Source organism: Streptacidiphilus pinicola (genome assembly GCF_003258295.1).
Lineage (GTDB): Bacteria > Actinomycetota > Actinomycetes > Streptomycetales > Streptomycetaceae > Streptacidiphilus > Streptacidiphilus pinicola.
Genome location: NZ_QKYN01000089.1, coordinates 1 through 24,270 on the forward strand (window position 1 = coordinate 1; position 24,270 = coordinate 24,270).

The 24,270-nt window shown below is 70.3% G+C and carries 25 protein-coding genes and 2 pseudogenes; 11 read left to right on the top strand and 16 right to left on the bottom strand.

The genetic code is table 11. The features are described 5' to 3' along the window. The 3 genes and pseudogenes from DN069_RS22605 to DN069_RS22615 all read right to left on the bottom strand — a co-directional run. Positions 1-1,342: chloride channel protein (locus DN069_RS22605; protein WP_243639589.1), on the bottom strand; the 1,342-nt coding region annotated here is incomplete at its 3' end. Positions 1,343-1,434: 92 nt separating this feature from the next. Further along, positions 1,435-1,929: a MarR family winged helix-turn-helix transcriptional regulator gene (locus DN069_RS22610; protein WP_111503641.1), complete on the bottom strand. Its 495-nt coding sequence runs from the start codon at positions 1,927-1,929 to the stop codon at positions 1,435-1,437. Positions 1,930-2,197: 268 nt separating this feature from the next. Continuing rightward, positions 2,198-2,767, bottom strand: a pseudogene (locus tag DN069_RS22615) (molybdopterin-dependent oxidoreductase); the annotation flags it as partial. A gap of 480 nt (positions 2,768-3,247) precedes the next feature. Between DN069_RS22615 and DN069_RS22620 the strand changes: the two are divergent. Next, positions 3,248-4,453 (top strand): FAD-dependent oxidoreductase, encoded by a 1,206-nt coding sequence (locus DN069_RS22620; RefSeq protein WP_111503643.1) that lies wholly within the window; start codon positions 3,248-3,250, stop codon positions 4,451-4,453. Between the two features lie 507 nt (positions 4,454-4,960). Here the strand turns inward: DN069_RS22620 and DN069_RS22625 are convergent. Beyond that, entirely contained in the window at positions 4,961-5,398 is a 438-nt protein-coding gene (locus DN069_RS22625; RefSeq protein ID WP_243639590.1) for a cupin domain-containing protein, read from the bottom strand. A 10-nt stretch (positions 5,399-5,408) separates the two neighbouring features. After that, positions 5,409-6,158 carry a DUF2249 domain-containing protein gene (locus DN069_RS22630; protein WP_111503645.1) on the bottom strand — a complete coding sequence of 250 codons (750 nt, stop codon included), beginning with the start codon at positions 6,156-6,158 and terminating at the stop codon, positions 5,409-5,411. 97 nt (positions 6,159-6,255) lie between these two features. Between DN069_RS22630 and fdxA the strand changes: the two genes are divergently transcribed. The 4 genes from fdxA (at position 6,256) to DN069_RS22650 (ending at position 8,104) form a co-directional block, all read left to right on the top strand. Then, a complete protein-coding gene (fdxA, locus tag DN069_RS22635) occupies positions 6,256-6,597 on the top strand; it encodes a ferredoxin (protein WP_111503647.1) in 342 nt (113 codons plus the stop codon). Further along, the gene (locus tag DN069_RS22640; RefSeq protein WP_243639591.1) at positions 6,594-7,253 is read left to right on the top strand and encodes a helix-turn-helix transcriptional regulator; all 660 of its coding nucleotides are present in this window, start codon (positions 6,594-6,596) and stop codon (positions 7,251-7,253) included. Before fdxA ends, DN069_RS22640 begins: the two co-directional genes overlap by 4 nt. Before the next feature lie 63 nt (positions 7,254-7,316). Continuing rightward, positions 7,317-7,688 (top strand): cupin domain-containing protein, encoded by a 372-nt coding sequence (locus tag DN069_RS22645; protein ID WP_111503649.1) that lies wholly within the window; start codon positions 7,317-7,319, stop codon positions 7,686-7,688. Between the two features lie 41 nt (positions 7,689-7,729). Continuing rightward, positions 7,730-8,104, top strand: coding sequence for a hypothetical protein (locus tag DN069_RS22650; RefSeq protein WP_111503736.1), 375 nt, complete (start codon positions 7,730-7,732; stop codon positions 8,102-8,104). A 15-nt stretch (positions 8,105-8,119) separates the two neighbouring features. On the opposite strand, the gene DN069_RS22655 is transcribed toward DN069_RS22650, so the two are convergent. Then, complete coding sequence (locus DN069_RS22655; protein ID WP_111503651.1) at positions 8,120-8,923, bottom strand: uracil-DNA glycosylase; 804 nt, start codon at positions 8,921-8,923, stop codon at positions 8,120-8,122. Between the two features lie 185 nt (positions 8,924-9,108). Between DN069_RS22655 and DN069_RS22660 the strand changes: the two genes are divergently transcribed. Together DN069_RS22660 and DN069_RS22665 are read left to right on the top strand one after the other, a co-directional pair. Further along, complete coding sequence (locus DN069_RS22660) at positions 9,109-9,471, top strand: DUF488 domain-containing protein (protein WP_111503653.1); 363 nt, start codon at positions 9,109-9,111, stop codon at positions 9,469-9,471. A gap of 16 nt (positions 9,472-9,487) precedes the next feature. After that, positions 9,488-10,810, top strand: coding sequence for an NAD(P)/FAD-dependent oxidoreductase (locus tag DN069_RS22665; protein WP_111503655.1), 1,323 nt, complete (start codon positions 9,488-9,490; stop codon positions 10,808-10,810). A gap of 251 nt (positions 10,811-11,061) precedes the next feature. Here the strand turns inward: DN069_RS22665 and DN069_RS22670 are convergent, their stop codons facing one another. Then, positions 11,062-11,670 carry a VOC family protein gene (locus DN069_RS22670; RefSeq protein WP_133260016.1) on the bottom strand — a complete coding sequence of 203 codons (609 nt, stop codon included), beginning with the start codon at positions 11,668-11,670 and terminating at the stop codon, positions 11,062-11,064. Positions 11,671-11,739: 69 nt separating this feature from the next. Between DN069_RS22670 and DN069_RS22675 the strand changes: the two genes are divergently transcribed. Beyond that, positions 11,740-11,961 (top strand): hypothetical protein, encoded by a 222-nt coding sequence (locus DN069_RS22675; RefSeq protein ID WP_111503659.1) that lies wholly within the window; start codon positions 11,740-11,742, stop codon positions 11,959-11,961. Between the two features lie 154 nt (positions 11,962-12,115). On the opposite strand, the gene DN069_RS22680 is transcribed toward DN069_RS22675, so the two are convergent. From DN069_RS22680 to DN069_RS22705, 6 genes are all read right to left on the bottom strand, one after another. Further along, positions 12,116-12,448, bottom strand: coding sequence for a cupin domain-containing protein (locus tag DN069_RS22680; protein WP_111503661.1), 333 nt, complete (start codon positions 12,446-12,448; stop codon positions 12,116-12,118). Between the two features lie 310 nt (positions 12,449-12,758). Further along, positions 12,759-13,895, bottom strand: coding sequence for a tellurite resistance/C4-dicarboxylate transporter family protein (locus DN069_RS22685; RefSeq protein WP_207892233.1), 1,137 nt, complete (start codon positions 13,893-13,895; stop codon positions 12,759-12,761). Beyond that, positions 13,882-14,634, bottom strand: coding sequence for a respiratory nitrate reductase subunit gamma (gene narI, locus DN069_RS22690; RefSeq protein ID WP_111503663.1), 753 nt, complete (start codon positions 14,632-14,634; stop codon positions 13,882-13,884). The genes DN069_RS22685 and narI overlap by 14 nt, the downstream gene beginning before the upstream one ends. Further along, positions 14,631-15,323, bottom strand: coding sequence for a nitrate reductase molybdenum cofactor assembly chaperone (gene narJ / locus DN069_RS22695; RefSeq protein WP_111503665.1), 693 nt, complete (start codon positions 15,321-15,323; stop codon positions 14,631-14,633). Before narJ ends, narI begins: the two co-directional genes overlap by 4 nt. Continuing rightward, the gene (narH, locus tag DN069_RS22700; protein ID WP_111503667.1) at positions 15,320-16,954 is read right to left on the bottom strand and encodes a nitrate reductase subunit beta; all 1,635 of its coding nucleotides are present in this window, start codon (positions 16,952-16,954) and stop codon (positions 15,320-15,322) included. The genes narJ and narH overlap by 4 nt, the downstream gene beginning before the upstream one ends. Position 16,955: 1 nt before the next feature. Continuing rightward, the gene (locus tag DN069_RS22705; RefSeq protein WP_424556314.1) at positions 16,956-20,606 is read right to left on the bottom strand and encodes a nitrate reductase subunit alpha; all 3,651 of its coding nucleotides are present in this window, start codon (positions 20,604-20,606) and stop codon (positions 16,956-16,958) included. A gap of 569 nt (positions 20,607-21,175) precedes the next feature. On the opposite strand from DN069_RS22705, the gene DN069_RS42905 reads away from it, so the two are divergent. The 3 genes from DN069_RS42905 (at position 21,176) to DN069_RS22720 (ending at position 23,071) form a co-directional block, all read left to right on the top strand. Then, on the top strand, positions 21,176-21,463 hold the full coding sequence (locus tag DN069_RS42905) for a universal stress protein (RefSeq protein ID WP_424556315.1): 288 nt from the start codon (positions 21,176-21,178) through the stop codon (positions 21,461-21,463). After that, positions 21,405-21,581, top strand: a complete 177-nt coding sequence (locus DN069_RS42635; protein ID WP_111503673.1) for a universal stress protein — start codon at positions 21,405-21,407, stop codon at positions 21,579-21,581. The genes DN069_RS42905 and DN069_RS42635 overlap by 59 nt, the downstream gene beginning before the upstream one ends. A 134-nt stretch (positions 21,582-21,715) precedes the next feature. Next, positions 21,716-23,071 carry a PP2C family protein-serine/threonine phosphatase gene (locus tag DN069_RS22720; RefSeq protein WP_111503675.1) on the top strand — a complete coding sequence of 452 codons (1,356 nt, stop codon included), beginning with the start codon at positions 21,716-21,718 and terminating at the stop codon, positions 23,069-23,071. Between the two features lie 63 nt (positions 23,072-23,134). On the opposite strand, the gene DN069_RS40230 is transcribed toward DN069_RS22720, so the two are convergent. The 3 genes and pseudogenes from DN069_RS40230 to DN069_RS22730 all read right to left on the bottom strand — a co-directional run bounded on the left by DN069_RS40230 (position 23,135) and on the right by DN069_RS22730 (position 24,236). After that, positions 23,135-23,425, bottom strand: coding sequence for an MGMT family protein (locus DN069_RS40230; RefSeq protein ID WP_165845607.1), 291 nt, complete (start codon positions 23,423-23,425; stop codon positions 23,135-23,137). Positions 23,426-23,434: 9 nt separating this feature from the next. Then, a pseudogene (locus tag DN069_RS40235) lies at positions 23,435-23,953 on the bottom strand (DUF488 domain-containing protein); the annotation flags it as partial. 64 nt (positions 23,954-24,017) lie between these two features. Then, complete coding sequence (locus DN069_RS22730) at positions 24,018-24,236, bottom strand: hypervirulence associated TUDOR domain-containing protein (RefSeq protein ID WP_111503679.1); 219 nt, start codon at positions 24,234-24,236, stop codon at positions 24,018-24,020. Positions 24,237-24,270: the final 34 nt, after the last annotated feature.

Consider the following 24,270-nt stretch of genomic DNA (forward strand, 5'->3'; position numbering starts at 1 on the left):
TCTCCAGCGGGTCGGTGGAGTATTCGCGGGTGAGGTGCAGGCCGCGGCGGGCGATCTTCTCGGTGAGCACGGACCGCTTGAGCACCAGGGCGGACAGGGCGTAGGCGGCGGTGGCGGAGACCACGAGGGGGAGCAGAGCCCCCCAGGCGTGGGTGAGTTCGAGGGTGAAGATGACGCCGGTGAGCGGGGAGCGCATGACGCCGCCGACGACGGCGGCGAGGCCGAGGATGGCCCAGAAGCCGGGGATCGCGTGGGGGAAGAGCATGCCCTCCCAGGCGCCGAGTGCGCCGCCGATCATGAAGACGGGTGCGAGCACGCCGCCGGAAGTTCCGGAGCCGAGCGAGAGCGCCCAGATGAGCGTCTTGACGGTGAGGATGCCGATGATCAGGCCGAGTGTGGCGCGGCCGGTCAGCAGTTGGTCGATGACGTCATAGCCGACGCCGAGGGCGCGCGGCTCTATCAGGCCGCCGAGGCCGATGATCAGGCCGCCGATGGCGGGCCACCACATCCAGTGGAACGGCAGCTTCCCGAAGGCGTCCTCGGCGCGGTAGACCAGCCAGGTTGCGGTCACGGCGAGCGCGCCGCCGGTGAGGCCGACGACCGCGGCCAGCACGTCCAGGGTCGGGGTCAGGTGCAGGCCGGCGGCGCTGACCGGGAAGACGGGCGTGGTGCCGAGCAGGTAGCCGCGGCAGACGGTGGCCACGGCGACGGCCGCGACGACGGGGACGAAGCTGCGCGGGCGCCACTCGAAGAGCAGCAGCTCGACCGCGAGCAGGATCGCGGCCAGGGGTGAGTTGAAGGTGGCGGCCATGCCGGCGGCGGCGCCGGAGACGAGCAGCGTCTTGCGCTCGTTCGCGGTCAGGTGCAGCAGCTGGGCCAGGATCGAGCCGATCGCGCCGCCGGTCATGATGATCGGCCCCTCGGCGCCGAACGGTCCGCCGGTGCCGATGCTGATCGCGGCGGAGACGGGCTTGAGCACCGCGACCTTGGGCTGGACCCTGCTGCCGCCGGTCAGGATCGCCTCGATGGCCTCGGGCATGCCGTGCCCGCGTATCTTCTCCGACCCGTAGCGGGCCATGACGCCGACCACCAGGCCACCGAGGACGGGCGCCCCCAGCACCAGCCACCAGGGGTGGTGCACCGCGCCGGGGGCGATCAGGGCACTGTTGAAGCGCTGGTAGAAGACGAGGTTGGTGACCAGGCCGATCAGGCGCAGCAGGGCGAGTGCGGCGAGTGAGCCGAAGCCGCCGACGACGAGCGCGAGGGCGGTGATCAGCAGCATCCGGGGGCGGGCGGTGAAGTCACCGAGATGGACGGGCTTGGAGGCGTGCGCGGTACGCATGTTGCTCCGGTTCTTTTCAGGGGCAGGGGTGAGCTGGGCAACGTCGTGCGGTGGTCGACGTCGTGGGCCCGGCCGACTGGGGGTCGGGCGGGTCAAAGCGGGACGGGGCCGTGCAGGTCGGCCGCGTAGTCCTCGCCCACGACGTGGTGGAAGGCGTCCAGGCCGTCGGCGGTGGCGGCGCGGAGCTCTGCCGGGATCCGCGACAGGATCCGGGCGAGCTCCTCCTCCCGCCACCGCAGCACCTGGTCGACCAGGGTCTGCCCGAGCGGGCTGAGTTCAAGGGTGACGACGCTGCGGTGCTGCGGGTCCGAGCCGCGCAGCACATGGCCGGAGCCGACCAGGCGGTCCGCCAGTCGGGTGACCGACGACGCGCCGAGTCCGAGGGTTCGGGCCACGGCCGAGGAGGGGCAGCGCCCGAGGTCGTCGAGCGCGAGGACCATCCGCATCTGCGGCAGTGATATGCCGCCTCCGGCAGCCTCCAGGCTCCGGAGTGCGACGCCGATCAGATCGCGGGTCGCGCGCTGGAAGGCCTGGATCTCGTCCGCACTCGGGGTGGTCTGCGGAATTCGAGCCGTTGGAATCGCCATAGCAGAAGTATTGCATGCATCAAGAGTTGCTGAGAGGCAGACTTGTCTTAAGCAAGGACGATGCGGGAGGCGGTTCGCATGCTCCGGTCTTCTTCGACTCGGTCGCGACGCTGTCGCCGCGGGTATGACGCTCGGCGCCCTGCTGCGGGCGCTGCCGGGGATGGGCCCGATCACGGCCCACGAGAGGCAGCTTGCCGCGTGCGGCGTGGACCATCGCGATGGAGTGCTCGACGGTGACGAACCGGTCGACGCCGTCCTTGACGTCCCGTTCGGTGCGGCCCGGGCGCGGGAGCAGTAGCGCCTCGGCGCCGTGGCACGCGAGGTCGCCGTTGATCCGGGTGGGCAGGTGGCGGTCGGTCAGCTGGGTCCCGGGTCCGGCCAGACCGCAGACGTTCTGCGGGTTGTGGAAGCGTCCGAAGCCGGCCTCGGGCAGCGGGTTGACGGCGATGATCTTCGCGCCGCGGCGTTTGGCCTGCTCCAGGGCGGTGAGCATGCGCGGGTGGCAGGTGTCGGGGTTCTGGCCGACGATCATGATCAGGTCGGCGTGGTCGGCGTTGTCTTCAAGGGTGACCATGCCCTTGCCGACGCCGATCGTCTCGGACAGGGCGGCGCCGCTGGACTCGTGGCACATGTTGGAGCAGTCAGGCAGGTTGTTGGTGCCCAGGCGGCGCGCCAGCAGCTGGTAGACGAAGGCCGCCTCGTTGCTGGTCCGGCCGCTGGTGTCGAAGACGGCGCGGTTCGGGTCGGGCATCTCCAGTAGCCGGTCGGCGACGAGCGCGAGCGCGTCGTCCCAGGAGATCGGGGCGTAGTGCGTGGCGCCGGGGGCGAGGTGCAGAGGTGTCGGTGCCCAGGAAGTGGAAGTCGCCTCCGCCGCGGCCAAGCGTGCTGGACCCGCGACCAACTCTGCAGTGCGCCCTGGCGTTCAGTCGTCGCGGGGCGGTGGGGAGGTGAAGTCGCCGGAGGCGCCTGCCGAGCCGGAGACAACAGTTAAGTGAATGCCGAGCAGAATTTTCCGGGGTGGTCAAATTTCTTCTCCCTGACCAGACTTCCATCGATTCGTCAAGGAAGGATTCGCGATTTATCTCGGCAATCGTGGCAGGAAGTGCGAGATTGGTGGAGAACAGCACATCAGGGGGCTGGCCTGCTGCCCAGTGGCGGGGCGGTGTATCCTTTCAGGGCACACGAAATTGCCTCCCGGTTGGTAGTCCGGACCGCAGCTCGCCGGTTTTTCGATCTGCGTCAATGCCCTCCCCTTCAGGGGAGTCCTGGTGTGCTCCGAGTACGAGAAGAACTCTTCACTGGGAGTACTGTGTCTGGAATGCGTATCGTCATCGCCGGCGGCGGGCTCGCCGGGTTGACGGTGGCCCACTACCTGAACCGGAACGGCCTGGACGTGGCCGTCTACGAGCGCGACGCCGACGTGGCGGCACGCGAGGCCGGGTACCGAATCCACATCAACTCCACCGGCACCTCCGCGCTGCACGCCGCCCTGGAGCCGCGCCTGTGGGAGCTGTTCCTGGCGACCTGCGGCATGCCGAGCGAGGACATGCTGCTGTTCGACGAGCAGTTCAATCTCCGTCCCGGCCGGGACAAGTCGGCCACCGAGGGCACCGGTGTGCCCACCGACATCCCCGAGCACCTGGTGGTGTGCCGCTCGACCCTGCGTCGCATCCTCTACCTCGGCCTGGAAGACGTCGTGCACTTCGGCTCCCGAGTCACCGGCTACCGCACCCACCCCGACTCGACCATCACCGTGCTGCTGGAGGGCGGAGCCACGGCCGAGGCCGACGTGCTCATCGCCGCGGACGGCATCAACTCCTCAGTCCGCGCCCAGCGCCTGCCCCAGGTCCAGGTCGCCGATCTCGGCGCGCGACACATCGCCGCGAAGATCCACCTCACCGGCGAGACCAAGGCCAAGCTGCCGGCGCAGATGTTCAACGCCTTCTCGCTGGCCTACGACGCCGACTTCACCGGGCTGACCCTGGGCCCACTGGAGCGCACCGACCCCACCTCGCCGCTGATCGCCGAACAGGAGCCCAACTTCCAGCATGAGGCCACCGCCGACTACGCGCTGAGCATCTTCAACTCGCTCGCCGACCACATGCTCCCCGACGCCGAACTGTTCACTGCCGGCCCCGACAAGCTCAAGGCGTATGCCCTGCAGCGCGTCGCCACCTGGCACCCCTCCCTGGTCGACACGGTCCGACTGTGGGACACCTCCACCATCCAGGCCCTCAAGCTCCGCAGCTGCGTGCCCGTCGACGCCTGGGAACCCTCCAACGTCACCGTCATGGGCGACGCGATCCACGCCATGAGCCCCGCCCTGGGCATCGGCGCCAACACCGCGCTGCGTGACGCACACACCCTGGGCGACGAACTGCTCGCCGTCCACCACGGCGACAAGCCACTCCTCGACGGCATCAGCGCCTACGAGGACACCATGCGTGACTACGCCTACCACGCCCTACGGATGTCCGCGTTCGTCGGCCAGAAGGTGATCGGGCACCTCCCCCTGCCTGAATAGTCACCGCGCCGCTGCTCGGGCGGTGCATAGGACGTACCGCCCGAGCCCGCACAGCTCCCAGGTCGGCAGCCCCGCGATGACCTCACCGGACACTCTGCCCCGGGGTGTGGGGCACGTCATGGCTGACCTCCTACGGCATGGGCGGGGCATGGGTGGCCGCGGCGGTCTGGGCCGCAGTCGCAGCGGCGACGGTCCTTGGGGCGGCCCGCCGCAGGGTCGCTCCCGCCGACCCCGCGTCGTTAGCCCGGACGGTGCCCGACGGCGTCGGCCGGCCTCGCCGACGGACACGTGGCCCTGGCAGGCTGGTTTCGGCAGGCCGATCGGCGTCCCGGCGCCTTGTCGAAACTCGGGGTGAGAACGGCGTCGTGGCCGTGCCCGTCGTGGACTGCGCGTTCGGTTCGCCTTCCTGTTCGCGCTGGGTGTTGTCGAGTTCCGGCCGGTCGAGTTCTCACGGTCACGGCGGCGCCCCGAGCCGGTTCCTCACCGGCCGTCTGAACCCTACCCGCGTCATCGCAGCCGAGGGTTGGTGCCGGATGAGTTCGCGTCCTGCTGTTGCGGCGCGGGGGCGCCGTCCGGACGGGCCCGGATGGACAGACCCGGACGGCGGCGGTGGATGGTGAGGTAGGACAAGCCGTCCGGACCTGCGGCAAGGGCACGCCTCGAGCCTCGTGGGAGCCAGAACAAAGCTCCCACTGTCATCGCCTGGTCGCGGTCCGGGCTGGTGAGGGTCCCGTCGCCCGCCATGACGAGGAGGAGGACGTCCAGGTCCGGCTCCGCGTGCGCGTCCACGTGCCGTCCGGGCGTCAGGCGGATGAGGTTGGCATCGAGCTGGCGTCCGCGTTCGGCGAGCTTCCAGACAGCCCCGGTCGCCTCGGCTCCGCTCTCGACAAGGTCTTGGGTGTTGCACAGGAGCCGGGCCAGCGGCCCGTCGGACGCGAAGGCCATGGCTGATGCCTCATCGGACATGGGTTGCCACCCGGCCGATGCGCACGCGCCACCGCTCGGGGCCCGATTCGAGGTAATCCCAGGTGAACCCGTCTGGGTGGGCGGCCTCGAATTCGCGGCGCAGCGGCTTGGGGTCGTGGTTGTTGACCAGGGTGAAGGCCTCGCCTGGGGCGAGTCGTGCGTAGCGGGCGAAGATGCGTGGGTGGCGCTGGTCGTGCGGGATCCGGGCGACGTCGACGACATCGGGCCGATCGAGGTGGCCGCCGGCCTGCATGGTGCTCCAGGCTGCGGTCAAGGACTCCATGTCGGCGCCGCCTGGGAGGGCGGCGAGCGCCGGCAGCAGGACCGTCTGCTCCGCCTCGAGATGGGCGGCCGTCAGGGCTTCGATGCCGTGGGCCAGAGCGTCGACCGTGTCCGCATCGTCGGTGCGGGAGAGCGCCTCGATGCGCTCGTCGAGTGATCTCACCTGCAGTCGAAGGGCTCTGACCAGCAGGCGGGTCTCGGCCGCACCTGCGGCAGGCGCGTACAGGACCTGGTCGGAGGCGGCGAGATGGCGGCGCAGGTCTCCGACGCAGAACGCCACGAGCGCCGCCCACGCCTCTTCCAGGGCATCGTGGGCAAGGTCGAGTTCGGTCGACAAGGCGACCTTGGCTCTGAGGGTCGACAGGAGTCGGCGGCCGGCTTCCTCGATCGCTTCCCCGGCCTTGACGGCCGGGGCGGCCCCTGTCACTTGGATGTCGATCTCCGTGGACGGTGTCATGACCTCGCTCCTCTCGGGCAGCCCCTCCAGGTATAACCTATTTCTCCATGTAGGATTTGTAAAAACACTCGCGGTGGCAGATGTTGAGGAGGCCGTTGTGACCTACGTGATCGCGCAGCCGTGCGTGGACGTGAAGGACAAGGCGTGCATCGAGGAATGCCCGGTCGACTGCATCTACGAGGGGCGGCGCTCGCTGTACATCCACCCGGACGAGTGCGTGGACTGCGGCGCGTGCGAGCCTGTCTGCCCGGTGGAGGCGATCTTCTACGAGGACGACGTGCCTGCCGAGTGGCAGGCGTACACCCCGGCCAACGCGGAGTTCTTCGACGACCTGGGCTCTCCCGGCGGAGCGGCGAAGCTGGGACGGATCGACCACGACCACCCGCTGGTCGCGGAGCTGTCCTCGGCCGTGAACGAGGCCGCGCAGGAGGGCGTGTGATCGCGGTGGAGCGTTCGCGCCGACAGCAGATCCTGGACCTGCTCCGGGCGGTGGCCGAACCGCTGGGAGCGGCGGAGGTGGCCGAGCGGCTGGGCGTCCACGCCAACACCGCCCGCTTCCATCTCGACGCCCTGGTGTCGCAGGGCGTGGTCGAGCGTGGCTCGGAGGACCGGTCCGGTCCGGGACGTCCGCGCACCGTGTACTCCCCCCGCCAAGGCATGGACCGGGGCGGGGTGCGCAGCTACCGGCTGCTGGCGCAGATCCTCCTCAGCCAATTGGCGTCGTCCGGGCCGGACGCGGGCGAAGCAGTCCGTCAGGCAGGGCAGGACTGGGGCCGCTACCTGGTCGAGCCCCCGCCGCCGCACCGCGTGGCGACCGCCGAGGAGGCGGCAGCCCGGCTGATCGCGCTCCTGGGCGATCTCGGGTTCGACCCCGATCCGGGCGCACCCGGTCCCACCGTGCCGGGTGTGATCCGGCTGCGCCACTGCCCGTTCCTGGAGCTTGCCGAGGAGTACGGGCCCCTTGTGTGCCAGTCCCACCTGGGCCTGATGCAGGGCGCGTTGCACCAACTGCGGGCACCGGTCACCGCAGCCGGCCTGGTGCCGTTCGCCGAGCCGGGCGCCTGTCTGGCCCATCTGTCACCCGTCGCGGCCTGACCCCGATGCGACGCCAGGCCACCGGCAACGAGCCGTTCACGCCCTACCTGTAGGAGGCCTCTCATGCACATCGCCGACATCGGCGCCACGGCTCGCCGCCAGGCTCCGATCCAGGGCGGCCCCACCGCCGCCCTGCTCATCCCGTCCGGGACGTCCGACCAGGTGGCCGTCTTCCACCTGGAGATCCCGCCCGGCGGGGCCATGCCCGAACACGACCACGGCCCCTCGCAGATCGTCCTGGTCCCGCTCGCGGGCCTGGTCGAGGTTCACCACGACGGTCGGGCCACGACCCTGTCTCCCGGTATGACCGCCCACGTCGGAGTCGGCGAGCGCGTGCGTCTGGCCAATCCCGGCACCGAGCCCGCGTCCGTGGTCGTGGTGGCGAGCCCGGCCGCGTTCGCCGACCGCCTGGCCTCCTGGCCGGCCGTCTCGTGACCGCCGATGCCGCCGGCGCGCTGGTCTTCCTCTGGCTCGGCATGGTGCTGGCGATCTCCTTCCTGGAGGCGCCGCTGAAGTTCCGAGCGCCCGGCGTGACGATCCCGATCGGGCTCGGCATCGGGCGCCTGGTGTTCCGGGCCCTGAACCTCGTCGAGGTCGCGCTCGCCGTCACGGTTGTCGCGCTCGCGGTCCCCGGTGGTCCTCGGCCCGCTGCGACGGGGCTCGCCGCACTCGTCGTCGCGGTTCTCGCCGTGCAGCTCGGACTGGTGCGTCCGCGGCTGAACCGGCGTTCCGACCGGGTCCTCGCGGGTGCGCAGTTGCCGCGGTCCCGGGGTCATCTCGCCTACGTGGCACTGGAGCTCATCAAGGTGATCGCCCTGGTGGCTCTCGGGATCAGCCTGCTGACGCACTGAAACGGCCCTGCAGGTTCACTGTGGGCCCGGCCGGTCCCGGAGGCCGGCGAGGTCGGCTCCGCGGCGCAGAACGTCGCGGAGCATGGCGGGGGTGAGCGTGCGGGTGGACATGTTGCGCTGACTGGGGTGGTAGCCGCCGACGAGGTGGAGGGCGTGGCCGGTGGCCGGGTCCGCGATCGACGCCTCGGCGCCGTGCCCGAACGAGGGGCGCGGACGGGGCCGTTCCCAACCGGCCTGAGCCAGGACCGGCAGCAGCGCCTGCCAGGCGAAGCCGCCGAGGACGACGACGGCACGCAGCGTGGGGCGCAGCAGCTCCAGTTCGCGGGCGAGCCAGGGGCGACAGGTGTCGCGCTCGCCGGTGGTGGGTTTGTTGTCGGGCGGGGCGCAGTGCACGGGCACGGTGATGCGCACCCCGTACAGCTCAAGTCCGTCGCCTCGGTGTGTGGCGACCGGCTGGGAGGCCAGGCCGACGTCGTACAGGGCGGAGTAGAGAGCGTCGCCGGACGGGTCGCCGGTGAAGATCCGGCCGGTGCGGTTGCCGCCGTGTGCGGCCGGAGCCAGACCGACGATCGCCAGCGGCGCGTCCAGCGGACCGAACCCGGGCACCGGCCGGGCCCAGTACTCCCAGTCCCGGAACGCGCGCCGTTTGACCCGGGCGACCTCCTCCCGCCACGCGACCAGGCGCGGGCAGGCCCGGCAGGTGACCAGTGCGGCGTCCAGTTCCGGTACGTCCCGCGCGCCGGGTGCGGTCACCGCGGGGAAGCCCGCGGCGTCGGTCGCGGGCCGCGCTCGCCTGCGGACTGGTCGGATCTCGTCCATGCCCGGCTCCTCTCGTGCAGCCCCCGCGGTCGACCGCCGTGCACCGGCCCGGGAGCGCCGCCCTCGATACAATGAGCAGGTCCGCGGGCAGGCTCGGCATCGTCCCGGGCGAAGGCGGTCCCGGCCAGGCCGCGCGGGCCCTCGAACAGCACGTGTCGTGCCGTACGGTCCGGAAGGAGACGGCCATGGTCAACCAGGTCACCTGCCGCCGAGTCTACGAGGAGACCTCGCCGAAGGACGGCACGCGGGTCCTCGTCGACCGGGTCTGGCCTCGCGGCATGCGCAAGCAGGACGCACACATGGACGAGTGGCTGCGTGACGTGGCCCCCTCCACCGAGCTGCGCCACTGGTACGGCCATGAGCCGGACCGCTTCCCGGAGTTCCGGCGCCGCTACCTGTCCGAACTCGACGACCCGGCACACCGCCAGGCGGCGGAGCACCTGCGTGACCTCGCCGCCCACCAGAAGCTGACGCTGCTTACCGCCACCAAGGACCTCGATCACAGCCAGGCCGCGGTGCTCGCGCAGTGGCTCAACGGCACGCACTGAGCCGGGCCGGGCAGCCATGGCCTGCGCACCCAGGATCGTGATCGTGGGCGTCTGGCACGGCGGGATGCACGTCGCGCTACGGCTCAAGCGCCTGCTGCGGCCGGGGGAAGCAACGGTCACGGTCGTCGACGCCCACGCCTACATGACCTACCAGCCACTCCTCGCCGAGGCGGCGGCCGGCAGCCTGGAACCGCGCCACGTCGTGGTGCCGCTGCGCCAGGCCCTGCCCTGGGCACAGATCATCACCCGGCAGGTCCTCTCGCTCGACCACGCGCAGCGCACCGTCTACCTGCGCTCGACCGAGGGAAGCCCCTCTCCGCTGCGCTACGACCGGCTGGTCTGGGCCCCGGGCTCGGTCTCCCGACTGCTGCCCGTCCCCGGTCTGGCCGAGCACGGGAACGGCTTCAAGACCGTCGCCGAGGCCATCCACCTGCGCAACCAGGTGCTCGGCCGGCTCGACGCCGCCGCGGCCACCTCCTCCGCTGAACGCAGGGCGGCGGCCCTGACGTTCGTGTTCGTCGGCGGCGGCTTCGCGGGCGTCGAGGCGCTCGCCGAACTGCAGGACATGGCTCACGACGCGTGCGCCCGCTACCCGGAACTCGATCCCCGCGCGCAGCGCTGGATCCTGGTCGAGGCCGCCGACCGGATCCTGCCCGAGGTCGGCCAGCAACTGAGCCGCTACACCGCCGACCTGCTGCGCCGCCGCGGGATCGACGTCCGCCTCGGCACCCGGCTGCTGTCCGCGGAAGGCGTTCGCATCCGTCTGGACGACGGCACCGAGTTCGACGCCGACACCCTGGTGTGGACCGCCGGAGTGGCACCCAGCCCGCTGAACCGCCGCACCGACCTGCCGCTCGACGAACGCGGACGCGTCCGCACTACCGCGTTCCTATCCGTGGTGGACACCGAGGACGCCTGGGCCGTGGGTGACTGCGCCGCTGTCCCGGATCTGGCGGCGGGGCAGGGGGAGCTGTGCCCGCCGAGCGCGCAGCACGCGGTCCGGCAGGCCCGCGTCACGGCCCGCAACGTGGTGGCGTCACTGCGCAGCGGCGAACCCGTGGCCTACCGACACGCGTCGGTCGGCACCGTCGCCAGCCTCGGCCTGTACCAGGGAGCCGCCGAGATCCGCGGTGTGCGTCTGCGAGGCTTCCCCGCCTGGTTCGCGCACCGCAGTTACCACCTGTCCCAACTGCCCTCCGCCAACCGGCGCCTACGGGTGGTCGCGGACTGGACGCTCGCCCTGTTCTTCCCACGCGAGATCGTCTCCCTCGCCTCCCTGGAGCACACCCACGACGACTTCGCCAGCGCCGCCGACCAGGCGAGACCGCCGGAACCCTGAGCCGGCCGCGCCAGGCTCCCGGCACCACGCACAGGCGCATTGTCACGCGCTCGGAACCGGGCACGGGCAGCACTGGTCATCACTACGGCTGCCCGCCTTGAGCATGCGCCGGGGCGCCGGTCAGGCGGCGGGCGGCTCCGAGGGGTCGTCGCCGTCACCGTGGCGTTCGTGGTGAGCGTCAGGGCACGGCCGGTTCCAGCAGGGACGCGGCACGCGGCTCCGGCGTGTCGGTCCAGGGCGCCGGAAGGCGGTCACAACGCGTAGATCCGGGAGATGATCCGGGTGCGCGCGACCTGATCCGGTCCGGGATGGGTCACAACCACCGTCACACCGCTCGGGTCGCGGCCCTGGACCCAGACGAACCCGTCGGCCTCCTCTTGGGTGTCGGTGTGCGCGTGCCGATCCTTGAGCACCTGCTCGCAGTGCCGCAGTTCCGCGGGGCTCGGGGCCGTCCAGAGCACGCAATGGACGCCGATTCCGCCCGTTTCATGGCTGGCGTGGCCGCTGAGCGACCGCAGGTAGAGCTGCGAGCCGTCGGCACTGACCAGCAACGCGGCGGTACTGGTGTCGGCGGATACCTCCAGGCCCAGGAGTTCGCGGTAGAAACTCACCGCCTCCTGGAGGTCGAAGACGTTCAACACGACCGACGCCAGCCGCATGCCGTTCCCGCTTTCCTCCGGAATGGCGCCGTCGGCGCTGGGTCGCGGCGGTCGTCCACCGGAAGCTGCCGGAGTCGTCTCGGATCCCACGTGGGCCTCCCTGGGTGGGCCGCCGCCGGGCGACCCGTCGACGCCCAACTGCGCAGCGACCCGAGGCTGCGGGTGGGCCGGATCGATGAGTGGCCGGAAGTGGACGTCCACGCCGCGCTCCCCGGAGGATCGGTTCGCCGACGTCAACCGGCAACTAGGGATGAGTCTGGCATATCGGACATGAGAGCGTGGGTATCCCGCCACGAGTTTCTGGATGCCGCGGTCGCGGGTCACGTGAGCGACCGGGCGGCCGGTCGAGCGGACCTCGCGCACGGCGCGCTCACGCAGTTCTTGGGGGTACTTGAGTTCTTCCCACGCGAGATCGTCTCCCTCGCCTCCATGGAGCACACCCACGACGACCTCGCCCGCGCCGCCGACCAGATGGAACCGCCCGAGCCTTGAGCCGCCCGCGCCAAGCCCGCCGGTCGCGTGGCATCGTCACGCTGCCACGCGATCCCGGAACCTGGCACGGGAGCCGGAACCGATTACGGCTGGTGCCCGGCGAGTGGCGCCTCTGCCACAACTTTGACGAGGCTTCCGATCTCGGGAAGCGTCGTCAGACCGGCTTCGCGACCGTCAGCAGCGCGGCAGCGTCCTCGATCGCTTCCAGGCTGTGCCGGGCTGCGGGCACGATGAGGAGGTCGCCGGTCATGCCCTCCCAGGTGGTGTCGCCGCTGTGCAGGCGTACCCGCCCGTGCAGCACCAGCACTGTTGCCTCACCGGGGCTTTCGTGCTCGGCCAGCGACGAGCCGGCGCGCAATGCGATGAGGGTCTGCCGCAGGGTGTGTTCGTGGCCGCCATAGACGGTCTCGGCGCTGCGGCCGGTGGAGGAAGTCGTCGCGCGTGCCAAGTTCTCGCGTACCCGGGCGTCGAGGGAGAGCTTCTGCATGGAGGTTGTCCTGCCTTTCTGTGTCAGTAACGGACGCTGGTGCGGCGCCAGAGCTATCAGTCCCGGCGGCGTCCGCCGCGTCGACGGTCACGCCGTCCGCCCCGGGCACGTGCCGCTCGCACGTACGACCGGCCGCCCGCCGTAAGCGTCCATGGGGTGGATGTGGCCGTGCCGACCGTGGAAGCGTCGTTCAGGTTCTTGCTCGGCGTGGCTGTGGACCGTGCTCTGCACGGCTTGGACCTTGTCCAGACGCACGCGGTCGGTCGTGTGGCGCCTTGCTCCCGGTGGGCGGATCTGGCCGTTTCAGCGCTCACCCGGTCGCCCCGCTGTGTGTGCCGGTGGCCGTATGCGCGGCGCGCAGCAGGTGGCGTGCCATCGCGGCGAAGGTGACGAACCAGGCTGCGAGGGCCGCCCAACTCTCGGCGTCGCCGAGGGCTTTGACGATCGGCAGGTGGTCGGCTTGGCCGAGGTAGCTTCCCGCCACGGCATACATGCCGAGGGGGAAGACGATGCTCCATAGGGTCGGGTCGTAGCGCAACGGCACGCGGTGCACGAGGTGTCGCCAGATCCCGGCGGCGATCAGGGGCGGGATCAGCCAACTGCCGAAGGCCCAGAACAGTACGGAGGATCCGGCGATCAGACCGCGGGTGGCGGCGATCATCGGAGCGTCGGCCATCTCGATGATGCGAGCTCCGGCGACGACCGTGATCGCGGTCGCTCCCATGGCGACCCAGTAGGGCGGGGTGAGATCTTCGGGCCCGAAGCTGTACAGCAGCATGCGGGCGGTCACGAGCACGCCGTTGCCGGCGTAGAGGAAGACTCCGACGGACCAGGAGAAGACGGCGAGCAGTGCCAGTTCCCGCCGTCCCTGGCTGATGGCGGGTTCGAGGGCGGCGGCGAGCACGGCGACGGACTGGCTGGCGACCACCCAGATGAACCAGGTGCCGTTGGCTTCGGAGAGTACTGGCCTGCGCACGTGGCGCAGTACCGCGGTCCACGGCACGACGTAGCCGAGCACCAGCCAGGCGGCCCAGCCGAGCGCGAGCAGTGCGAAGCCGGCTGTGTGGTGGCCGTCGACGGCAAGGCGGGTGCCCAGGACGTCGGTGCCGGCGACGAGGGTGAAGGTGCCGAAGGCGCGGCGAGGGTCGGTCAGGTCCTTCGCCAGTGCGGGCCGGTAGCGGGCCAGGCGCCACACGGTGAGCAGCGCGAGCACGGCGTATTCGATGCCGGCGAGCCATAGCAGCGCCACGGATAGGGGGTACGCGTGCTGGTTGCGCATCGCGATCGAGACGATGCCCGTGGCCATCACCAGTGCGAAGTAGCCGGGGTGCAGTGTGCGCACGCCTTCACGTACCAGGGCGGCGCGCGTCATGCCGTCGGGTTCGCGGTCGGCGTCGGAGCCGCCGGGCGGCGGTTCCTCGCACCCGCCGGGCTCAGTAGGGGACACCGATCTTGCGCCACTTGCGTCCGCCGGTTCCCGGCTCGTTCGGGTGGGTGGCCTTGCGGCTGCGGAAGACGATGTAGGGTCGCCACAGATACCAAAGCGGGTAACTCCACGCGTGCACGAGCCGGCTGAAGGGCCAGACGCCCCAGACCATCCACGCGGCGGTGGCGTGGATCTGGTAGATCAGTGGGGCGTGCGCGATCGCCTGGATATCGGGGGAGCCCGAGAAAAGGCCGCGGAACCAGGGGGCGACGGTCGCGCGGTAGTCGTAACCGTGGCCGAGCAGATTGACCCCGATGGTGGGCGCGATGCCGGTGAGCACGACAATCAGCAGCAGGACGAGTGCGACGTAGTCGATGCCGGCGGTGGTCGCGCGCACCCGGGGGACGAACAGGCGGCGAGTGGCGAGCACGGTGATCCCGCCGATCACCAGGACCGCGGCGAGGGTGCCCGCGCCGGCGGAGAACCAGCGGTAGACCGGTTCGGGGATGCCGACAGCGTGCGTCCAGCGTTCGGGGATCAACACCCCGATCACGTGCCCGGCGATCGCGGCGAACGTGCCGTAGTGGAAGATCGGCGCGCCCCATTTCAACAGCCTGCGTTCCTGGAGCTGGGTGGAGCGGCTGGTCCAGCCGAACTGGTCGTAGCGCCAGCGCCAGACGTGCCCGACCACGAAGACGCCGAGTGTGAGGTAGGGCAGGGCCACCCACCAGAAGATCTGCGCGGTAGTCGCGTTCGTCATCGTCCTCCGCTCCTCGCGTGACCGTCGGATGTGAGCACGGCGGGAGCGGCGACGTGCACGGGCACGCGCCCGATCCCGGGTGTGCCGTATCCGGTGAGGTACTCGGGAGGTGCGAACGGCTCGACCCCGACCTGCTCCCGCGGCGGCCCGTCATCCCACGCCTTGGACACGAGCCCGATATCGCGGCGGGAAAGCCTCGGCAGGTGCGCGCACACGGCCCCGACGACATCCGTGTACGGCGAACCGGCCTTGTCCAGGGCGCGCCTGAGCAGCTCCAGGTCGGCTCGATGACCCCGGATCAACCTGAGGCCACGGTCACTCAAGGACGCGAACTCCAAGACCATCGGCACATAGTCGGGCAGTTCCCGGTCGCTGGGGGTGAAGCCGGCGGCACGATAGGCGGTCTTGAACTCGAGCATGGCCATGCCGCGCTTGCGGGTGTCGCCGTACCGGTAGTAGGTCAGGTACAGGGCACAGCGGCGGCGCAGGTCGAAGGTCTCCACGTAGTGCTGCGCGACGGTGGTCGGGTCGGTGTCCCGCAGCCAGGCAAGGAACCGTGCGAACGCCTCTCGGGAGGGTTTCGGGCCGGTGCCGGCGGCGTACGCCTGGAGTTCGTCGAGGCCTGTGAACAGTGCCGTCGTGGGGTACTGCAGCAGCACCGAGGCGAGTTTGAACTCGCGGCCGGTCACGAGGCCTCCCCTTCGGGGAACAGGCCCGGTGCGGGACTGCGACCGTCCCAGCCGAGCAGGTTGAAGCGGGTGCGCCCGTCCTCGGCCGCGAAGGTCTGCCCGGCACCCGGGGTGCCGGTGGGCCGGTAGGAGCGGATGCCGTGCCCACCGGGACCCTCTCCTCCCATTCCCGGGCCGCCTTCCGTATCGAGACTGCAGAACAGTTGCTCGTGCTGGCCCATCAGCCGACCGGCCTCCTCGGCGTGGGCCGGGGGGATGACGTAGCGGTCCTCGTACTTCGCGATGGCCAGCAGCCGGAACAGGTCGTCGAGCTCGTCCGCGGAGGCACCGACGGAGGCGGGCAGATCCTCGTCCAGGTCCAGGCCGAGCTGTCCGGCCCGCTGGATCGCCCGGACAGCGGCAAGCTTGCGCAGCACCCGCCGGATCGGCGCCGGGTCCCCTGCGGTGAACAGGTTCGCCAGGTACTCGACCGGGATGCGCAGCGCGTCGATGGTGGCAAACACGGCGTCCGGCCTGTCCGGGTCGTAGCCGGCGGCGTCGACGACGTCGGAGACCGGGGAGAGCGGCGGGATGTACCAGACCATCGGCAGTGTGCGGTATTCCGGATGCAGCGGCAGCGCGACCTTGTGGCGGACCGCGAGCTCATAGACCGGGGAACGCTTGGCGGCCTCGATCCAGTCGTGCGGGATCCCCGCCTGAGCGGCCGCGGCCTGCACGGCCGGATCGTGCGGGTCGAGGAACACCGAAAGCTGCGCCTCGTAAAGACCCTGCGCGTCGGGGGTGGCTGCGGCGTCGAGCACCTTGTCGGCGTCGTAGAGGAACAGGCCCAGGTAGCGAAGCCGCCCGACGCAGGTCTCCGAGCACACGGTCGGCTGCCCGGCCTCGATCCGCGGGAAGCAGAACGTGCACTTCTCCGCCTTGCCCGTGCGGTGGTTGAAATACACCTTCTTGTACGGACAGCCCGAGACGCACATGCGCCAGCCGCGACAGCGGTCCTGGTCGACCAGGACGATGCCGTCCTCGGCGCGCTTGTACATCGCCCCGGAGGGACACGAGGCGACACACGAGGGGTTGAGGCAGTGCTCGCAGATGCGCGGCAGGTAGAACATGAAAACCTGCTCGAACTCCATCCGCACGCGCTCCTGCAGCCCGGCGAGGTTCGGATCGCCCGCGGCGTGCTCGGGCGCGCCGGCCAGGTCGTCCTCGAAGTTGCTGCCCCAGGTGACCTTCATGTCCTTACCCGTCAGGGCGGAGATCGAGTGGGCGCTCGGGTTGCGGGTGCCCAGCGGCGCCTCGATGAGGGTCTGGTAGTCGTAGGTCCACGGGTCGCCGTAGTCGTCGATCGTGGGCAGGTCCGGGTTGTAGAAGATCGTCAGGAGTTTGCGCAGCCGCCCGCCGGCCTTGAGCTGGAGTCGGCCCTTCTTGTCCAGGGCCCAGCCGCCGTGCCATTGCTCCTGGTCCTCGTACCGCTTCGGATAGCCGACGCCGGGCTTGGTCTCGACGTTGTTGAAGTACACGTACTCGGTGCCCGGCCGGTTGGTCCACACCTGCTTGCAGGTGACCGAACACGTGTGACAGCCGATGCACTTGTCCAGGTTCATCACCATCGCCACGTTCGCCATGACGCGCATGTCAGAACTCCACCTCCTGGGCGCGGCGGCGGATGACCGTGACCTCGTCGCGCTGGTTACCGGTCGGGCCGTAGTAGTTGAACCCGTACGAGAACTGGCCGTAGCCGCCGATCATGTGGGTGGGTTTGACCACCAGGCGGGTCAGGGAGTTGTCTCCACCGCCGTGCCAGCCGGAGACCTCGGACTTCGGGGTCATCAGGTGCCGGTCCTGCGCGTGGTACATGTACACCGTGCCCTGCGGCATCCGGTGGGTGACCACGGCCCGCGCGGTGACCACACCGTTGCGGTTGAACGCCTCGATCCAGTCGTTGTCCGCCACCTTGATCTTCGCCGCGTCTTGCGGGCTCATCCAGATCACCGGTCCGCCGCGGAACAGCCGGAGCATGTGCAGGTTGTCCTGGTATTCCGAATGGATCGACCACTTCGAATGCGGGGTCAGGTAGCGGACCATGATCTCCGGACGGCCCGCCTCGCCCAGGCCCTGGTCACCGTAGTGCCGCGGATAGTCCAGCGGCGGACGGTAGGCCGGCAACTGTTCGCCGTACTCGGCCATCCACTCGTGGTCCAGGAAGAAGTGCATCCGACCGGTCAGGGTGTGCCAGGGCTTCTTCCGCTCGACGTTGACCACGAACGCCGAATAACGTCGCCCCCCGGTCTCGCTGCCCGACCACTCCGGCGAGGTGATCACTGCTCGCGGCTGGACCTGCGTGTCGGCGAACGAGATCCGCTCACCGGCGCGCTCCTCAGCCAGATCCGCCAGCTTCACCCCGGTGCGCTCCTCCAGCGCGTGCCACCCCTGGAGTGCGACCTCACCGTTGGTGGTGCCGGACAGCGCGAGGATCGCCTCGGCCATGTGCACGTCCCGCACCAGCTTCGGCCGCCCGTCCGCCACGCCGCCGCGCACCCGCCCGTTGACCCGCCCGAGCAGGTCGACCGCCGCCACCGGTTTCCAGGAGATGCCCTTGACGGCAGTGCCCGCGCTCTCCACGAGCGGGCCGAGCGCGGCCATCTTCGCCGCCACCGCCGCGTAGTCGCGCTCGACGGTGACCAGCTTCGGCATCGTCACCCCGGGGACCGGTTCGCACTCACCGCGCCGCCAGTCACGCGCCACACCACCGGGCTGCGCGAGCTCGTCCGGGCTGTCGTGCATCAGCGGGACGGTCAGGACGTCGGTGCGCGTGCCCAGATGCTGCGCGGCCAGCTTCGAGAACGCCTCCCCGATCGTCTTGAACACCTCGAAGTCGGTGCGCGTCTCCCACGGCGGGGCGATGGCCGGGTTGAACGAGTGCACGAACGGGTGCATGTCGGTGGTGGAGATGTCGTGCTTCTCGTACCAGGTGGCCGCCGGCAGCACGATGTCCGAGTACGTACACGTACTGGTCATCCGGAAGTCGATGGTCGTGACGAGGTCGAGCTTGCCCCGCGGCGCCTCCTCACGCCAGGCCACCTCCGCGGGCCGCAGATGCTCCGGGGACTCGGCGGCGCGCACCGCGTCCTCGACCCCGAGCAGGTGGCGCATGAAGTACTCCATGCCTTTGCCGGAGGAGCCGAGCAGGTTCGCTCGCCACACCGTCATCACCCGCGGGAAGTTCGCCGGATCGTCCGGATCCTCGCCCGCGAAACGCAGCCGGCCAGCCTGCAGTTCCTCGACCACGTACGCGTTCACGTCCTTGCCGGCCGCGGCCGCCGCATCCGCCAAATCCAGCGGGTTGCGGTCGAACGCCGGATGCGACGGGGTCCAGCCCATCCGCGAGGCCTGAGCGAGCGCATCGACGAACGCCCGCTTGGTGAACAGCCCCCGCCCGAGCGGACTGGAGAACTGCGCGGCGTCGAAGTGCTCGTAACGCCACTGGTCAGTGTGCAGATAGAAGAACGACGTCCCGGTCATGTGCCGGGTCGGGCGCTGCCAGTCCAGGCCGAAAGCCACCTGCTGGAACCCGGTGAGCGGACGCACTTTCTCCTGCCCGACATAGTGCGCCCACCCGCCGCCGTTCACCCCCTGACACCCGCACAGCATCGTGAGGGTGAAAAACGACCGGTAGATCTGGTCCGAGTGGAACCAGTGGTTCGTCCCCGCGCCCATCGCGATCATCGACCGGCCGCGGGAGAGCTCCGCGTTGCGCGCGAACTCACGCGCCACCCGCGCCGCCGCGGCCGCCGGCACCGAGGTGATCGCCTCCTGCCACGCCGGGGTGTACGGGCTCGACGCATCCTCGTAACCCGTCGGCCAGGTGCCCGGCAGACCCTCACGCCCCACCCCGTACTGCGCCATCAGCAGATCGAACACCGTGGTCACCAGGCGATCGCCGAGCCGGCGCACCGGCACGCCGCGCCGGATGACCCCGCCGCCCTCCGTCTGCCCCACGTCGAAACGCGGCAGATCCACCGCCACCGACTCCGCGTCCGCCGTATAGAGGCTCAGCAGCGGATCCACGCCGCCGAGATCCAGGTTCCACCGGCCCGCCCCGGAGGCGGAGAAGCGGCTGGCAAGGGTGCCGTTCGGGAACACCGGCTCGCCACTCACGGCATCCAGCAGCACCGTCTGATGCGCCGCGGCCTCCCGGCTCGCGCCGAGGTCCGCGGCCGTCAGGAACCGGTCCGGCACGAAGCCGTCGCCGCGCTCACGCAGGGTGACCAGGAACGGCAGGTCCGTGTAGGTCTTGACGTAGTCGGTGAAGTACGGGACCTGCCGGTCCCGGAAGAATTCGGTCAGCACCACGTGGCCCATCGACATCGCCAGCGCGGCGTCCTTGCCAGGGGCGCACGCCAGCCAGTCGTCGGCGAACTTCGTGTGATCCGAATAGTCCGGGCTGACTACCACCACCTTCTGCCCCTTGTATCGCGCCTCCGTCATGAAGTGCGCGTCCGGGGTCCGGGTGATCGGCAGGTTCGTGCCCCAGATCATCAGGTAGGACGAGTTCCACCAGTCACCCGACTCCGGCACGTCGGTCTGGTCCCCGAACACCTGCGGCGAGGCGATCGGCATGTCGGCGTACCAGTCGTAGAACGACAGGATCGTCCCGCCGATCATCGACAGGAACCGGGTGCCCGCACTGTAGGAGACCTGCGACATCGCCGGGATCGGCGAGAAACCCACCACCCGGTCCGGACCGTACCGCTTGACCGTGTGCACGTGCGCCGCGGCGATCAGCTCACTGACCTCGTCCCAGCCCGCCCGCACGAACCCGCCCTTGCCCCGGGCGCCCTTGTATCGTGCGGTGCGCTCCGGATCCCGGGTGATCTCCGCCCAGGCCGCGACCGCGTCACCGAGCCGTGAGCGCGCCTCGCGCCACATCTGGAGCAGCGGACCGCGAACGTACGGGTAGCGCACCCGGGAGGGCGAGTAGGTGTACCAGGAGAACGACGCCCCGCGCGGGCAGCCACGTGGCTCGTACTCCGGGGAATCGGGCCCGACCGAGGGATAATCGGTCTGCTGGGTCTCCCACGTGATGATCCCGTCCTTGACGTACACCTTCCACGAGCACGACCCGGTGCAGTTCACCCCATGGGTCGACCGCACTTCCTTGTCGTGCCGCCAGCGCTCCCGGTAGAACTCCTCCGCCCCTCGCCCACCGCGCCGGTGCACCTCGCGATAGTCGGCAGTGGGATCGCCTGGAGTGAAGAACTGCGCCGCGCGCAGCAGCGACTCCACCGGCTCCCCGCCCGGCACAAGCGGCGCCAGGCTTCCGCCTGGCGCGTCCTCGCCGCCGTGTCCGCCGACATCCCGCTCTGCTCGCCTCACGCTCACACCTCGGCAGTCGCGCTCAAGCCCAGGGCCAAGATCCAGCCCACGCATCACCGGTGAGCGGTTCCGCAACCTCCGAGCACTTGACCATCCACCAGCACCCAACAGTAACTTGGCACTCAACTCAACCCATCGGACGACGCGCCACCGGACGCTGCCCGGTCCCAGACGGAACGTCATCTCCGACACCATCACCTGCGAACGCCAGAAGGCACCGACACCCCACACGCTGACTCCGCGGGCCTCCCGAGGTGTGCGCGGAGATGTCCCCGCGGTTCACTCCCGTAGTGGCCGCGACGCGCCCTCGGCCCGCAACCGGCGACCGTGCGATGCGGAGCGCGTGAGCGACCTGATGTCCGGTCACACTGGTTCCCAAGCCTTCCTCTTGGACGGGCGCCGACCACCACCGTCGAAAGGGCCAGCGAGCCGTGTCCCAAGCCCACTCCCAGCAGGCGCGCGCGGTGCCGTGGCAGCCGGTGCTGGTCGGCTATGACGGTTCCACCTCCAGCGGACGCGCTCTGGCCTGGGCCGCAGGGCTGGCGCGACGGATCCACCAGCCGCTGCTCGTCGCCTACATCAGTGCGGCCCCGACTCCCTACGTTGCCGCAATGGTCGACCCGGTCGGCCAGGAGGCTGCCTTGCTCGATTGGGTGCGCAAGGAAATGGCCGAGGCCCTGCCCGTCACCGTACTGGCCGGGGGTCGACATGCACGTCATCTGTCGGACCGGCGACACCGGATACGAGCTGGCCCGCCTGGCGGATGAGCACCACGCGGAGGCGCTGGTCCTCGGCGCGCCCGAGCACAAGGTGCACCAGTTGTTCGGCTCGGTGTCCACGCGGCTGGCCCGGCACGCACACTGCCCCGTGGTCGTCGTGCCCTGAGACGTTGAAGCCCGATCCGGGGGATGGTGCCGCCGGCTCTGCCTGCGGTCCCACCGGCACCCAGCGCACACTGGAGAAACGGCGACCGAACCACCCGGATCGGCCTGCGAGGAGACCGGGGGAGGAGGCAGGACATGGCCGAGGAGCACGCTTCAGCCCGGCACAGCCACGGCGCCCCCGATCCGTACGCGGCCGAGCAGCTTCGCCGCCTGCGGAAGAGCGACACCCTTGACGCACTGGACGAGCAGGTACGCGAGGTCGCCCTCGGCTACCGGCGGCTGCGCCGCCTGCTCGACGCCGTCGTGACCATCAGCACGGACCTGGACGGCCGCGTCGTGCTCAAACGCATCGTGGACGCGGCCTGCGACCTGGTCGACGCCCGCTACGGCGCCATCGAAGTGCTCGGTCCCACCGGCGGCAAGGCCGACCTGATCACCGCCGGCGTCGACGAGCAGCACCTGCGACAAGCGTTCGGGATCCCCGAGCGCCACGGCCTGCTGGACACCCTGGCGACCGACCCCAGACCACTGCGCGTCGCCGACCTGGCCTCCCATCCCGGTGCCTCCGGCTTCCCGCCCGGCCACCCGGTCATGACCACACTGCTCGCTGTTCCCCTGATGGTGCGCGGCACCATGTACGGCTACCTCTACCTCGCCGACAAGAGGGACGGCACGCCGTTCACCGACGGCGACGAGACCCTGCTGACCGCGCTGGCCAGCGGTGCGAGCGTCAGCATCGAGAACGCCCGCCTCTACCAGGGCCTCAAGCACGCGGCCGAGCAGTTCCAACTGCGCATGCTCCCCACCCTGCCGGATCTCGGCCCCCTGGAGATCGACGTCCGCTACGAGCCCGCCTCCGAGGTGACGCGGCTCGGCGGGGACTGGTACGACGCCCTGACCCTGCCCGACGGCGCGACCTGCGTGGTGGTCGGGGACGTCACCGGCCACGACGTGGAGGCCGCGCCGCTCATGGGGCAGATCCGCAACATGCTGCGCGCCCTGGTCTACGACCACGGCGGACCGACCAGCCTGGTCCTCTCCAAGTTGGACCACGCTCTGACGATGTTCCCCGAGCCGCCCACCGCCACCCTGGTGCTCGGCCGCATCGAAGAGGCCGACGGCGCGTACACCCTTCATTGGAGCAACGCCGGACACCCCCCGCCGCTGCTGGTCGGCGCGGACGGAAGCACGCGCTACCTCGCCCCGTCCCACCACGGGATCCCGGTGGGGATCGACCCCGCCGTCCCCCGCTACGACCACGCCCACCCACTCCCCGCAGGAAGCACGCTGTTGCTGTTCACCGACGGGCTGGTGGAGCGCCGCGGCGAGGACATCGACGTGGGCCTGACTGCCCTGGCGGGCCACGCCGGTCGCCTCGCCAGGGCCCCACTGCGGGAGGTCTGCTCGGAGCTTGTCGCGGGGCCCGGCCCGGCACGTGACGACGACGTCGCCGTGCTCGCCCTGCGCACTCCGAATCGCCGGCGTGGGTGAAGCGGGCGCGGTCACGCGTTCGTGTGCTCCCGGCGGGGCCGGCGACGCGGGTCGGTCGTCCGCTCAGTTCCCGAGGTGCCGCGCGCGCCGCATGTCCACCCGACCGTCCCGCATCGGTGTCCCCTCGGCTCGCAGAAGTTCGGTCGCCCGCCCGCCGTGGCAGGAGGCGGGCGTTCCGTCGGCATGCACCACACGCCACCAGGGCACCCCCTCCTCGAGCTGGCTCATCGCCTGTCCCACCTGTCGTGGTCCCGCCGCAATCCGCTCGCCGATCTCGCCGTAGGAGGCGACGTGGCCGGCCGGGATGGCCAGGACCTGTTCGCGGACCTCCTCGACCAGGCTCCCGCCCGTCACTTCGGGCTGAGCCGGGTAGACCAGGTGACCGTCCCGGACCTCGGCGTGCTCGTTCAGGACTGCGGGCGTCACCTTGGCGGCCGAGATGATGTGCCAGACCTGTCGGCCGGCAACGAGCAGAGCGTCGGTGATCAGCCTACGGTGGCACCGCCACGGCACCGCCTCGCTGCACATGATCGCGGGCCGCCCGTTGTCGGCGAGCGCCAGGAGTTCGGCTAGTCCGGCGGCGAAGTCGGGGGTGGCCATGTAGTCGGCGTAGTCACGGAACGCCTTGACCCGCCAGGCCCCGTTCACGCTCGACACGTCCTTGGAAGTGTGGCGGCGTCCGCCCAGCTTCGCGATCCACCGGTAGGAGATGTCCGCGGGGAGCGCGTCGATGACGGCCTGCTGGTTCCACTGCGGAAACTTCCTCGACGACGGGAACGAGCGGACGTCGACCAGGTGCGTGACCTCGTTCGCGCGCAGCAGGGCCAGCACGTCGTTGAAGTCGCGCGTCGAGTGCCCCACCGTGAAGATGCGCTCGCCCATGCCTGCCTCATCCCGCGGTGCCCGGCTCGCCCGAGGTCGCCGGGCGGGAGTGGCTAGCCGGTGGCTAGCCACTCTTCGGGATCTTCGTCAGCGCCCCGCCCTTGTGCAGGGCGATGTGGTCACTCTTGTCGCTCTTGATCTCGTACTGCGGGTCCTCCTCGGTGCAGTGGTGCACGTGGCCCTTCCAGTCCAGGTCGCGGGTGTGCTTCTTCACAACGACGCCTTCGACGAAGCCAGCCTCGGAGTTCCACCGGACATGGTCACCCACCGAGAACCGCGTCACCGTCCGTCGCCTCCTCTCGCGCCCGCGCCGACCC